11 protein-coding genes are annotated in these 11989 nt (G+C 68.9%); 5 read left to right on the top strand and 6 right to left on the bottom strand.

Features of this window, described 5'->3' with window-relative positions; genetic code table 11:
- Positions 1–101: 101 nt before the first annotated feature.
- Together KF745_06975 and kdsA are read left to right on the top strand one after the other, a co-directional pair.
- Positions 102–281, top strand: coding sequence for a hypothetical protein (locus KF745_06975; protein ID MBX3358153.1), 180 nt, complete (start codon positions 102–104; stop codon positions 279–281).
- A gap of 49 nt (positions 282–330) precedes the next feature.
- Positions 331–1206, top strand: coding sequence for a 3-deoxy-8-phosphooctulonate synthase (kdsA, locus tag KF745_06970; protein ID MBX3358152.1), 876 nt, complete (start codon positions 331–333; stop codon positions 1204–1206).
- Between the two features lie 19 nt (positions 1207–1225).
- Here the strand turns inward: kdsA and KF745_06965 are convergent, their stop codons facing one another.
- The 6 genes from KF745_06965 to KF745_06940 all read right to left on the bottom strand — a co-directional run bounded on the left by KF745_06965 (position 1226) and on the right by KF745_06940 (position 6951).
- A complete protein-coding gene (locus KF745_06965; protein ID MBX3358151.1) occupies positions 1226–2098 on the bottom strand; it encodes an SDR family NAD(P)-dependent oxidoreductase in 873 nt (290 codons plus the stop codon).
- Positions 2099–2244: 146 nt separating this feature from the next.
- On the bottom strand, positions 2245–2439 hold the full coding sequence (locus KF745_06960) for a hypothetical protein (protein ID MBX3358150.1): 195 nt from the start codon (positions 2437–2439) through the stop codon (positions 2245–2247).
- Between the two features lie 65 nt (positions 2440–2504).
- Entirely contained in the window at positions 2505–4145 is a 1641-nt protein-coding gene (murJ, locus tag KF745_06955; protein ID MBX3358149.1) for a murein biosynthesis integral membrane protein MurJ, read from the bottom strand.
- A gap of 55 nt (positions 4146–4200) precedes the next feature.
- Positions 4201–5823, bottom strand: a complete 1623-nt coding sequence (locus tag KF745_06950; GenBank protein ID MBX3358148.1) for a sodium:proton antiporter — start codon at positions 5821–5823, stop codon at positions 4201–4203.
- 121 nt (positions 5824–5944) lie between these two features.
- Positions 5945–6229 carry a 50S ribosomal protein L27 gene (locus KF745_06945; GenBank protein MBX3358147.1) on the bottom strand — a complete coding sequence of 95 codons (285 nt, stop codon included), beginning with the start codon at positions 6227–6229 and terminating at the stop codon, positions 5945–5947.
- Positions 6230–6309: 80 nt separating this feature from the next.
- Positions 6310–6951 carry a hypothetical protein gene (locus tag KF745_06940; GenBank protein ID MBX3358146.1) on the bottom strand — a complete coding sequence of 214 codons (642 nt, stop codon included), beginning with the start codon at positions 6949–6951 and terminating at the stop codon, positions 6310–6312.
- 124 nt (positions 6952–7075) lie between these two features.
- Here KF745_06940 and KF745_06935 point away from each other — a divergent pair, with 124 nt between their 5' ends.
- The 3 genes from KF745_06935 (at position 7076) to KF745_06925 (ending at position 11908) form a co-directional block, all read left to right on the top strand.
- Positions 7076–8095: a GNAT family N-acetyltransferase gene (locus tag KF745_06935; GenBank protein MBX3358145.1), complete on the top strand. Its 1020-nt coding sequence runs from the start codon at positions 7076–7078 to the stop codon at positions 8093–8095.
- A 683-nt stretch (positions 8096–8778) separates the two neighbouring features.
- A complete protein-coding gene (locus tag KF745_06930) occupies positions 8779–10206 on the top strand; it encodes a hypothetical protein (GenBank protein ID MBX3358144.1) in 1428 nt (475 codons plus the stop codon).
- Between the two features lie 91 nt (positions 10207–10297).
- Positions 10298–11908 (top strand): hypothetical protein, encoded by a 1611-nt coding sequence (locus tag KF745_06925; GenBank protein MBX3358143.1) that lies wholly within the window; start codon positions 10298–10300, stop codon positions 11906–11908.
- Positions 11909–11989: the final 81 nt, after the last annotated feature.

Raw genomic sequence — 11989 nt, 5'->3', positions numbered from 1 at the left:
CGCTGGACGATGGGGATAGCGGGCGGCGACGTGGCCGCCACGGCCGGCGAAGGGCCGGGCCGCAGACGTACGCACTCGGTCAACAAAGGCTGGGACGAGTCATGGCTGTGAAGAGCCCCGAAGAGAAGATGGATTCGATGGAGCGGTCGCTCTGGCGGTACCGCGTGGCGTTCTTTGGAGCGCTGGTGGTGATCATCGGAGCGCAGCGGTACCGCATCGTGGGCTGGCTCGACAACGTCGAGACCTGGGCCTCGGGCGTGATCGGCACCTCGAAGTACTGATCCGGCCACGCCGGCGGCCCGCGGCGGATGGGTGGCTACTGTCATGGCCATGGCGAGGCTGTGCCGTGCTGGCAGCGTGGAGATCGGGGAGGGGCGGCCGCTGGCGATCATCGCCGGGCCGTGTGTCCTTGAGAGCATCGAACTCGGGCTCGAGGTCGGGCGCGTGGTAAAGGCCGCGTGCGACAGCGCGGGGCTCGCGTACGTCTTCAAGGCGTCGTTCGACAAGGCAAACCGCTCGTCGATCAACTCGGCCCGAGGCCCGGGGCTTGAGCAGGGCCTGAAGTGGATGGCGGCGATCCGGCGCGAACTGGGCGTCCCGGTCACCACGGACATCCACGAGATCAACCAGGCCGAGCCCGCGGCGGAAGCGGGCGTGGACCTCCTCCAGATTCCTGCGTTCCTGTGCCGGCAGACCGACCTTCTGGTAGCCGCGGGACGCTCCGCCGCGAAGCATGGGCGAGGGGTCAATATCAAGAAGGGGCAGTTCCTGTCGCCCGGCGAGATGGTCGGACCGGTCGAGAAACTGGCCGAGGCAGGGTGCACGAACGTCATGCTCACAGAGCGGGGGACGTTCTTCGGCTACGGCCGGCTGGTGAACGACTTCATCGGCGTCGCCGAGCTGATGAGCCTGGGGCTTGACGGCGGGAGCCCGCCGGTGTGCTTTGATTGCACGCACTCGACGCAGCGGCCGGGCGGCTGGGAGGGGGGCGCGAAGGTCACGGGCGGGGCCAAGCCGGGGATGGCGGCGATGCTCGCGCGCGCCGCGACCGCCGCGGGCGTCCATGCGCTGTTCCTCGAATGCCATCCCGAGCCGTCGAAGGCGCTCAGCGACGCAGCGACCATGATGCGGCTTGCGGACGTGCCCGCGGTGCTGCGGTCGGTCGCCGCGGTGCGGAGAGCCATCGGGCCGGTCGGCGCGGCGTGACCCTGAAAGATCGGGAGGATCAGCGCGGCGCCTGGGCCTGGGTCGCCGCGTTGGCGTGGTTGCGGAGCCGCTTGGTCACCATGCGGCGCAGCACGGCGTCCTCGATGCCCGGGAACGCGGTGCACACCGCCATGCCCAGCCGGATCGCGGTGCTGGTCCACACTTCGGCGCGCGGCCGCCGTAGGCACCGGAGCGTGGCGCGGGCGACGCGGTCGGGGCTCTGCATGAAGATGTCGGGCGAGTGCTCGACAAGCTTGGCGCTGCCGCTGCGGGTCTTCACCTGGTCGAAGAACTCGGTCCGCGTGCCCACGGGGTGCACCGTGGAAACCTGGATCCCCCGCGGCCGAAGTTCCAGGTTCATGGACCGCCCGATGTGGTTCTGCGCGGCCTTGGTCGCGGAGTAGACCGCGTAGTACGGAAGCGGCATCTTGGCGACGCACGAGGAGCACAGCAGCACGTGCCCCCGCGGTCCCCGCCCGCCGGGCGGTTCAGGGCTGGCGAGCATGCGGGCGACGGCGGGGCGGATGACGTTGAGCGAGCCGAAGAAGTTGGTCTCGAACATCGCGCGGATTTCTGCGTCGGTCATCTCGAGGACGGGACGCTCGAGGCCGTACCCGGCGTTGGCGTAGACCGCGTAGATGGAGCCGAAGCGTGCGACGCACTCGTCGATCAGGCGGCGGCAGTCGTCGGGGTCCGTGACGTCTCCCGGGACGCAGATAGCTTTGCCACCGGCGCTCGTGATGCGGTCGACGACCTCGCGGAGTTTGTCCTCCCGACGGGCGGAGAGGGCCACGGGCATCCCGGCCTTGGCGCACGCGATGGCGGTGGCGGCACCGATGCCGCTCGAAGCACCGGTGATGGCGATGGGCTTTCCGGCGAGATCGATGGCCAAACGGACCTCGGGCGGTCAGGGGTGGCGCGGCCCGGCCGCGGACGGTCGCGGCGCGGGGGTGGCCGTGCAGCGCCGGCGCCGGCGTCGGCACGCCGAGACAAGCGTACCACCCCGGTCGCCGCGGCGTCGATCCGGAACGGCCGAGGCTACTTATGGCGGGGTGGCGGTGCGCCCGTTTCACTCGAGCCGAACACGCTCGACTCGATGTCGGTGCTCGCCGACGTGATGTCACGGCCCATGCCCTTCATGGTGTTGCATCCGGCGACGAGGAGGATCATCCCGGTGAGAGGAAGAGCGATCAGGGCGAGCAGAAGGCAGCGGCGGCCTGCGGGCAGTTTCATTGCGAATCTCCGGACGTCCGGCGGTCGTCATGACCACCGACCGCTTTTTCTGGTCGGCCGTCGAGTCACGAACGCTTGAGAAGCCAGGCGAGCTCGGGCCCGCGCAAGATTGAGGTCAGGGCGGCGTACGCCCCGACGCCGACAAGGCAGGCCTCGACCAGTCGCACCATCGATCCCCTCCATCCGGGGGGCGATGGAATGAACGTGATCGCGAGCCACACGGCGAGGCCCATCAGGAGCCCGGCCACGACGAGCCGGGCGAACGCCACGGCCGTGTCCCGGTCCAGGATGCGGATCTTGAGGGTGCGCGAACAGACGATCGCGAGCACCGCGCACTGGACCACGGCGGAGGTCGAGGTCGCCCAGGCCAAGCCCGCCTCCCGGAGGAACCAGATCAGCGTGCAGTTGAGGGCGAGATTGACGCCGACCATAGCAATCGCGATCCGCATCGGTGTGCGCGTGTCGCCGCGTGCGTAGAACGCGCGGGTCAGGACGTGGTTGATCGAATAGGCCCACACCCCCGGCGCAAACCCGGCGAGGACCGCGGCGGAGCGAGCCAGCCCCTGCTCGTCGAAGCCCGATGTGCCGCCCGAGAACAAGACGCGGGTCAGGTCGCTCCTGACGAGCACCAGGCCGATCGACGCCGGCAGCCCGATGAACATCGAGAGCCTGAGGCCGCGACGGAGCGTCGAGATGAAGAGGTCGGGCCGGTCGGTGTGCCTGGCCAGGAGCGGGAACGTCGCGGTGGCCACCGCGATCCCGAAGACTCCGAGCGGGAACTGGTACAGGCGGGTCGTGAGCGAGAGGATGATGTTGGAGCCGTCGTCGAGCGGGTAGGCGTAGCCCAGCAGCGTCGGGCCGACCCAGATCGGCCACATCGCGACGAGCGTGTCCAGGAAGGCGTTGAGCTGCAGCGTGCCCATGCCGATCATCACCGGGATGAAGCGGTGGAGCATGCGGGAGGCTCTGTCGCGGACGTGGGCGAACACGCGGGTCCAGCGGACGTGCGGCCTCAGCAGTCGGGCGAACCAGAACGCCTGCGTGAAGCCCGAGAGGAGCGTCGCGATCGCGAGGGCGTAGGCCGTGCCCTCGGTGGCGTGCGTGGCGAACAGTTCGTGGTACAGACCGACCGCGATGATGAACCCGTTGAGCAGCAGCGGGCCTGAGGAGGAGGCCGCGAACCGGCCGTGGACCTGCAGCATCCCGGCGAGGACCGCCACGATGCAGATCATGGGCATGAACGGCAGCATGACCATGATCAGCCGGAGCGAGAGTTCGCGGTCGGCGTCGCGCGGCAGGGTGAGCAGCAGGGCCAGGAGCACCAGCTCGATGACGACGGTCAACCCGCCGGCGACCGCACCCAGGATCCGGACGGTGAGAGAAGCCAGTTCGTCGGCGCGCGCCGGGTCGTCTTTCAGGGCGTCGGTGTACTCGGGGATGAACGCGGCGGAGAGGGCGCCCTCGCCGAACAGGCGGCGGAACATGTTCGGGATGGCGAAGGCCGCGGCGAAAGCGGACCCCATCGCGGTGTTGCCGAAGATCCGCCCCAGGAGCACATCGCGCACGAGGCCGCCGAGACGGGAGAGCAGGGTCACGCCGGAGACGGCTCGTACCGCGCCGGCCAGTGCACGATGGGAGTGGTGCTCGTCGCCCTTGGGATCGGGCGTGCGACCGGGGGCGGGCTGGGGCGGCTGATCATCGGGCACGCGTCAATATCGGCCCGCGCTGGGTGCCGGGCCGCAACGAGGCCAAGTGGGGGCTCTACTTGATGAAGATCGCCCAGACCACCACGATGACCGGCGCCAGCAGGACCACCGCGTACCCGACATACCCGATGAACGACGGCATGCGCAGCCCGTTGGACTCGGCGATCGACTTGACCATGAAGTTGGGGCCGTTTCCGATGTAGGTCATGGCGCCGAAGAAGACCGCGGCGAGCGAGATGGACTCGAGGATCACCGGTCCGGACACGGTGACGGGCGGGCTGCCGTCGGCGTGGGTGATGGTGTAGGTGCTGTCGATGAACATCCGGATGCCCTCGGGGTCGACCGGGAGCCCGATCGCGGCGAAGGCCACCTGCAGGAAGGAGAGATAGGTCGGGGCATTATCGAGCACCGCCGAAAGGACGCCGGTGGCGAAGAAGAACTGGGTCGGTGTCTCGAGCCCCAGGCTCCCGCCATGGGTCTGCAGGTACCCCAGGGCCGGGGCCATCGTGGCGAAGATCCCCACGAAGAGCAGGCCGACTTCCTTGATGGGCTCGAAGTTGAACGAGTTCGCATCGTGGTACTTGCGGTCCGCGATCGCGTAGGCCGTCGCCGCGACGATGATCTGGAACGTGGCGCCCACCGGGAGGCCGGAGATGCCGGCGTAGGTCTTGAGCAGCGGATCGATGAAGACCCCCGCGACCAGCAGGGCCAGGCAGATCACCGCGGAGGCCCCGTGCACGCTCACCGGCGACACCGGCAGGGGGCGGGCCTCGCCAGGAGGGTGCTCGGCGGCGTGCTCGCTGACGGCCGTCCGTCCGATGGCGGTGTCGATCACGATGAACACGGCCAGCAGCCCGCCCACGCAGGCGATCCACATCGGCCACAGGCTCGTGAGGGTCCATGCGAATGGGACGCCCTTGAGGTATCCCAGGTACAGCGGGGGGTCGCCGATGGGCGTAAGGCAGCCGCCGCAGTTGCTGACGATGAAGATGAACATCACCACGTGGATCGGCCGGAGGCGTCCGGCGTTCATCCGCATGAACGGCCGGATCAGCACCACGCTGGCGCCCGTCGTCCCGATCAGGTTCGCGAGCACGGCGCCGCCGGCCAGAACCAGGGCGTTGTTGAGGGGCGTGCCGCGGGCTCGGACGTTGACCATGATGCCCCCCGACACCACGTACAGCCCGCCGACCAGCGCGATGAAGGAGTAGTACTCCAGCCCCACGTGGAGCATCTCATGCCGGCCGTAGCCCCCGAACGCAACCAGGTAGTACACCAGCACCGCTGAGCCGAGGAAGAACGCAAAGTCGGGGTAATGATGGTGCCAGAACCGCAAACTGATGAACGGCATCAGCGCGATGCTGCCCAGCAGCAGGGCAAAGGGGATGCACAGTACCAGCGGGATCGTCGGGGCCACCGCGTGGGACCAGCCGGCACCCCCGGGTTCCCCATGCTGATTCTTCTCTGCGCCGGGGCCGCTGACCGTGCGCACCTCGCCGGTGCTGCGTCGCTCGATCACCGAGCCGCGGGGGTGGTCATCGCCCGACGACGGCGCGGGGTAGTTCGCCGGAAGGACGAACGTGAGGCCGTAGCCGATCAGAGCGCCGACGATCGCGCTGATCACCCAGCAGAGGGGGCCGTGGAAGCCCTTGGCGTGATGGGACGCGTCATGGGACATCGGTCGGGCACCTTGTTGCGGGGCCCGTGCCGGAACGCACGGGCTTCAAAAACAAACTGAGGCCCGGCGGGGAGCGCTGGGCCTCATTGGAGAATCCATCGAAGGGTCCGCCGGAGCGACACTAGGCCTTGTTCTGCGCGAGCCAGATCGGGCGCGGCGTGGCGGGATCGCTCGGGTCGACGTGTACCTTCCGCCCCTGGAACACGACCTTGCCGTGCGCCACCGAGAAGAGGGTGTCGTCCTTGCCACGCCGGACCATGTAGCCCGGCATGAACGGCGTGCCGACCTGCCGGACGATGATCGAACCCGGCTGGGCGACCTCGCCGCCGTAGAGCTTGATACCGCGATACTGGGGGTTGGAGTCCCGCCCGTTCTGGGTCGAGCCCTGTCCCTTTTTGTGTGCCATGACGAAGAACTCCGCGCGTAATGCCCAATCATCGCGGGGGCCAGCGGCCTCCAGCGACGGGCGGGAACGATAGCGGGGTTCTATCGCATGATCCAGCGCTTCTCGATGACCTCGAGCGGGGTGGATCCCTGCCCGACCAGCGTCCCGGGGACCCGGTAGCGGATCATCAGGGTCTTCCTGAGGGTCTTCTCCTCGGCCTGGCCCGGGGTCTTGACCTTGGCGGTCTCCCCGGAGAAGCCCGCTCCGTACAGGGTGAGTTCCGCGGGGGCCATGGAACCCGCTTCGAAGATGATCACCCCGGTTTTGGCGTTTTCCTCGCCCCGGCGAAGCTCACCGATGATCTTGATCTGATCCTGGACCATGGGGTTTTCCAGGCTCTCAACGATCTGCCGGGTGACGTCCACGGGAACGTTCCGGCCTGACCGGATGAGGTCCCCCGCGGTGCTCGCCAGTTCAAAGGACGGGGCGAAGAGCTGGTCGTCCGGGGAGTTGTTGGTCACGGTGTAGGTGAAATACAGGTAGGTCCGCGGCCCGGTCCCTGGCGTCGAGAGACTGATGACTCGCATCGGGCCCTCGGCAACATCGAGCTGCCAGCGGCGTGGCACCGGATCCGGCTCGGGCGCCATGGCGCCGGCGAGTATCGCGAACGCGGCGAGGACCACGGCCGCCAATCCGGTACGACGGGCAACGCTAAACTGACGCGGCTGGCTCGGTTGCGGCATTCGGCGGGACTCCGGGCGGGTGGTCGGTTCGGAACGTTCTAGTCTAATGGGTCGCGGGCGTCCGTCAAACAGGGCTGGGCACGAAGGGGAGCGTGTGACAACGGCGGCGGTCAAGGTTGTGCCCGTGGAACCCACGTGGGAGCTCGCGGCGGCCGAACGGCTAGTCGGCGACCGGGCCCGATCCACCGCCCCCGCAGAGCGGCGGGCCGCCGCCATCCGATTCGTGCAGAACGCCCGGGAGTTCGGCATCGATCTGTCGCTTTTTTGGGCGACTATCGAGGAGGGGGCGGTTGCGGGGCCCGCATCGGCCCTCCCCGGGGGGCCGGTGGTGCGGCAGGTGTGCCTGGCCGTGGTCGGGAGCGGGCGAACTGCCAACCTGTTTGTTTCCTCGGGTGTGCCCGGAGGCAAGCGGGACCACGGGGCCAGGGCCGCCGCGCACGCCGAGCGGGTGGGGCTGCTCGAAGCAGCATGCACCGCGATTGGCTCCGCCGGCCCGCGGACGGGCCGGGGGGCCCGCCTGGGACAGGGCCTGCTGGAAGCCACCGAGACCGATGCCGCGGCGGCGATGAGGGACGCGGGATTTACGCGCCTGGGCGAACTGGCCTACCTCAGGCGCCGGATGCCCTCGGGGAAAGACTGGCAGGGCGCGGCGGTGTTGGAGGGGTTCGAACTCGTCGCGATGCCGGAGCTAAGTGGTGCGGAAGCGGTGCTCTCGGGTGTGCTGGAGCGGTCGTACATCGAAACCCTGGACTGTCCCGAGTTGGCAGGGCTGCGCGACGTAAGCGATGTGCTGGACTCGCACAAGGCGGTTGGGGTGTACGACCCCAACCTGTGGTGGGTGCTGCGATCACGTGAGCCAATCGGCGGCGAGCGGCATCACGGCTGCGTGCTACTGAGCGCGTGCCCGGAGCAGGACTCGGTGGAGTTGGTGTACCTCGGTCTGGCGCCAGCGGTGCGGAGACGGGGGCTCGGTGCGTCGCTGCTCGCGAGAGCGCTCGACCGGCTCGCGGGAAGAGGTGAGCGGTGGGTGACGTGCGCGGTCGACACGCGCAACGCGCCGGCGATGGCGCTGTACGAGCGCGCGGGTTTCAGCCCGTTTTCATCGAGGATTCCCTTCGTTCGGCGCCTTGGCGCGCCGGCGTAGCGGAGCGTCCGCTCGAGTTATCCACGGAGAATCCAGCCGTTGATCGGCGTGCCGTGGACAAGATTTTTTTCGTCGCGCAAGTGCCTGAAATCTGCGGCTCTTGGTGCGCTCGGTGAAGATTGTGTGCAGGCGTGTGTTGAGGCGTCGGGGCCGGCGCGGTATGTTTCCGCCCGGTCACGGAACGACCAACGGTTGTTGCGAACGAGACGACGGTGCACGGCGCTTCGGGCCCGGCACCGCCGAGAATCGAGAACGGCATGACGACACGAAGCGGAGCGCCCGCGGCGCCGTGGTGGTGTCATCGCGCTCTCGATCCTGGCGTTCGCTGCAGCCGCGTGGACGGACTCGGTTTTCGGCCATGACCAAGGGCGGTCTCGGCTGCACCGGAGCGGCGCGATGTTCTTGACCAGAATTGTCGGCCTCGCTGGGCAGGGAGAGGAAAGGTGTGACCTGTGGAGACACGTCACGCTGCAAGCGATGTGTGCGCTGCAACGAAGGACTCATCGGCACCCGGGCGTCAGGCGGACGCCCAGGGCCCCAGACGGGGGGCTCCGACGAAGGCCCGGCATGGCGCCGGCCCGGCGTCGCGAGAGGACCTCGCCCGCGGACGCACGGTACGCGCCGCGGGCGGTGGTCAACCGGGCGCTGCGGGGCGTCCGGGCGTCGGTTCGGCCTGCCCGGTCGTGACGAGGATCGTCGCGCGGGTGGCGGACCAGATGGACGCCGAGTCGTGCCGGCGGTACTTCGGGAACCCGTCGCTGCTGACCTGGCGCGGCAAGCGCCTCGAGGTGCGGGTTTCGAGCCGGTTCATGGCCGACCTGCTGCTGCGGCGGTACGGCACAGCCCTCACCGAGGCGGCTCGCGTGGAGTCGGGTGAACCCGATGCCGGCGTGGAGTTCGTGGTCGAGACCGCGCCGATCCCGGCGGATCCGGGCGAGGCGAGACCGTCCGCGCCGGCTGAGCAGCGAAGCGCCGATCGTCCGCGGGTTCAATCGCGCCGGCAGCAGTGGGCGTCCTTGGATGACTTCGTCGTCGGCGAGAGCAATCGGCTGGCGCACAACGCGGCGATGGCGATCTCGACCCCCGATTCGTCGTCGATCCTTCGGCTGTTCGTTCACGGGCAGTGCGGCCTTGGCAAGACGCACGCGCTGCAGGGCACCGCTCGGCGATTCAAGGAGCTGAACCCGGCCGCGATCGTCCGGTACACGACCGGCGAAGCGTTCACGAACGAGTTCATCGCCGCCGTGCGTGCGGGCCCCGCGGCGTGCGAGAAGTTCAGGCGCCAGTACCGGGCGGTTGACCTGCTGTGCATCGACGACGTCCACTTCCTCGCCAACAAGCAGGCGACGCAGAGCGAACTGCTGCACACCTTCGATGCGATCGATCTCTCCGGCGCCCGGGTGGTGCTCGCCTCCGACGGGCACCCTCGCCAGATCTCGCGATTCAGCGAGGCCCTTGTTTCTCGCTTCATGGCCGGCATGGTCGTCGAGATCCGCCCGCCCGAGCGGGAACTGCGTGAGCGGCTGGTTCGGAGGATCGCCCAGCGCCGCGGCCTTCCGATGGAGGAGGCCGCGGTCAAGGCGATCGCCGAACTGGCCGGGCCCCCCGCGGCCCGAACGCCCGCCTCCATCCGTGAGTTGGAGGGAATGGTCACACGGGTCGAGGCGGTGTGGCGCCTCATGCCCGCGTCGGATGCGGGGACCGTTGCGACATCGATCGGGCTCGTCACCGTCCGCACGGCCCTGCTGGGTGATTCGGGCGCTGCGAGCGGTCGACCCCGCCGGCCGGTGAGGGTGGCACACATCATCCTGGCCGCGTGCGAGATGCTGGGCGTCGAGAAGGAGGACTTCACGGGCCGCGGCCGCCACAAGCGAGTCGTCCTCGCAAGGTCGATCGTCTCGCATCTCGCCCGGCGGCTCACCACCGCCAGTTTCCCGGAGATCGCCAGGGAGATGGGACGGCCGAACCACTCCACGATCGTTACCGCGGTGCAGCGGTTCGAGGGTCAGCTCGCGGCCGGGTCGGCGGCGGGTCTTGAGAGCGACCTCGCCGGCGTGTCGCTCACGGAGTTGTGCGACCGGATCGGAACCCAGGCCGCAGCCATGGTGTGAGGCTTGGCGGACATCACGGGCGAGCGGGTTGTGTCCGGGTCGCTTCTTCAATCGGCGAGCGCACGGTCCGGATGCACCTATCATCAAGACTGTGCAATTCCTGATCAGACTTCTACTGGGCGCCGGTGTCGCGTTGTTGGTCGCGGATACCGGCAGCGGTGCTCCCAGGGAGCGCGCGGGCCCCGGGCGCGACGGCCCCGCTGCGGTGGCCGCGCCGAGTGAGGCACTGCCGAGCCTCTCGCTAGGCCCCGAAAGTGAGCCGCTGGTCAACCAACTCCGGGCGGCGCTGGTCGATCAGCGAGATAGCGGGCTGGACCAACTTATGCGGGCGCTGCGGCTCCTTAAAGATCCGGCGCTCAAGCCGCTGTACGCGCAACTCGCGTCGGCGGACCGCCCCGTGCTGCGGGTTCACGGCATCCTGGGCCTTGCGGAGCTTGAAGGCGGGTCGGGGATTGATCTGCTACTGGTCAAGAGGTTGTCCGAGGCTCGGGACCAGGCCGTGGTGCTCGGCGAGGCGCTGCGCAGCGGTTTGCTTACGGAAGGGCAACTTGACGATGTCGCCCAGTGGCCCGGGCTTGACGACACCCTTCGCACGCTGATCTACGGCGAGCTCATCCGGCGCGGGCGATCCATGAACGCGGCGGAACTGATCCGGCTCGCGCAATCACCCAACGAAGCCACGGCCGTGTTCGCGGCGCTGTTCCTGCGGCAGATCGGGCAGTCACTCAAGGCTGCGGACGACCCGCTCGAGAGGCTGCTCGCGGCGGACCAGTCGGACTCACGGAACGTGGAGACGGTCCTCGGCGTCCTCTCGCAGATCCGTGAGGCGAAGCTGGACAAGCTTGTGGGCTACGTCCGGGACATCCAGCGCAAGTGGGTGGAATCGCCCGGCGTCGGATTCGAGTGCGTGCGGACGATCCTTGCTCTGGAGCCGCGAGATGCTGAGGCGCTCAAGCAATGGGCGGGGCTGTACGCCGGGTACGACCTGGCGCGGCGCGTCCGAATGGGCTTGATCGGACTCGGAATGTCGCGACGCGACGGCACGCTCGCCGCGCCGGCGCTGTTCCAGCCGATGGCTGATGACCCCGAGCCGGTCATGCACGCCATCGGCGAGGTGGGGCTCTCGATCGTCGAGGACAAGCCGGCTGAAGCGCGGCTGGCGGCGCTGCTCGCACTCACCCGCCTCGGTCACGTCCCGACGCTGGAGTGGGCCCTTGCCGACAGCGATTCGCTGCCCGGGCCTGATGCAATCGCCGTCCGGCTTTCCGTGATCGCTGCGGCGGCGGACCCGAGCCAGCAGCCCGGGCTCTACCAGGTCGGTGCGGCCGCCGCGGCGGTTTTGGCTGGCTCCGACCCCGAGGCGCTCAAGGGGCCACTTTCCCGGGCGATCGCGGCTGGTGATGAACGATTGGTGGTGGCGATCCTGGCGGGAGTGCTCCAGTCGGGGAACTCCGGGTCGGCCTCGCTGGCCGACGAGGTCCCGGCCTCGATGGCAACGGCCCGCGCCGTGGCCGATCTGGTCATAGCGCAGCACACCGCCCAGCCCGACCGGCTCGACTTTGACCGCCTCGCGGCGATCGCCGGCGGCGCCGGATCCCTCCCCGAGGCCTACCGGGTGCAGGCCGCCTGGCTCGCGCTGAGAGCCAAGGGTGAGCAGCGGGTCGCACTGGCCCGCGTGCTGGCCGAGGCCCCGCCGAAGTAGCGGCGATCGCTGCTCCCCGATCAAGTTTGAAGCGCGCCGATACGCCCCTTGACACGGCGAGGGCACAGCGCGCCGATAATC

This window comes from Phycisphaeraceae bacterium, from assembly GCA_019636655.1.
Taxonomy (GTDB): domain Bacteria; phylum Planctomycetota; class Phycisphaerae; order Phycisphaerales; family UBA1924; genus JAHBXB01.
Note: the sequence above shows the minus strand (reverse complement) of the source record. Positions and strands in the feature narration are given on the sequence as shown.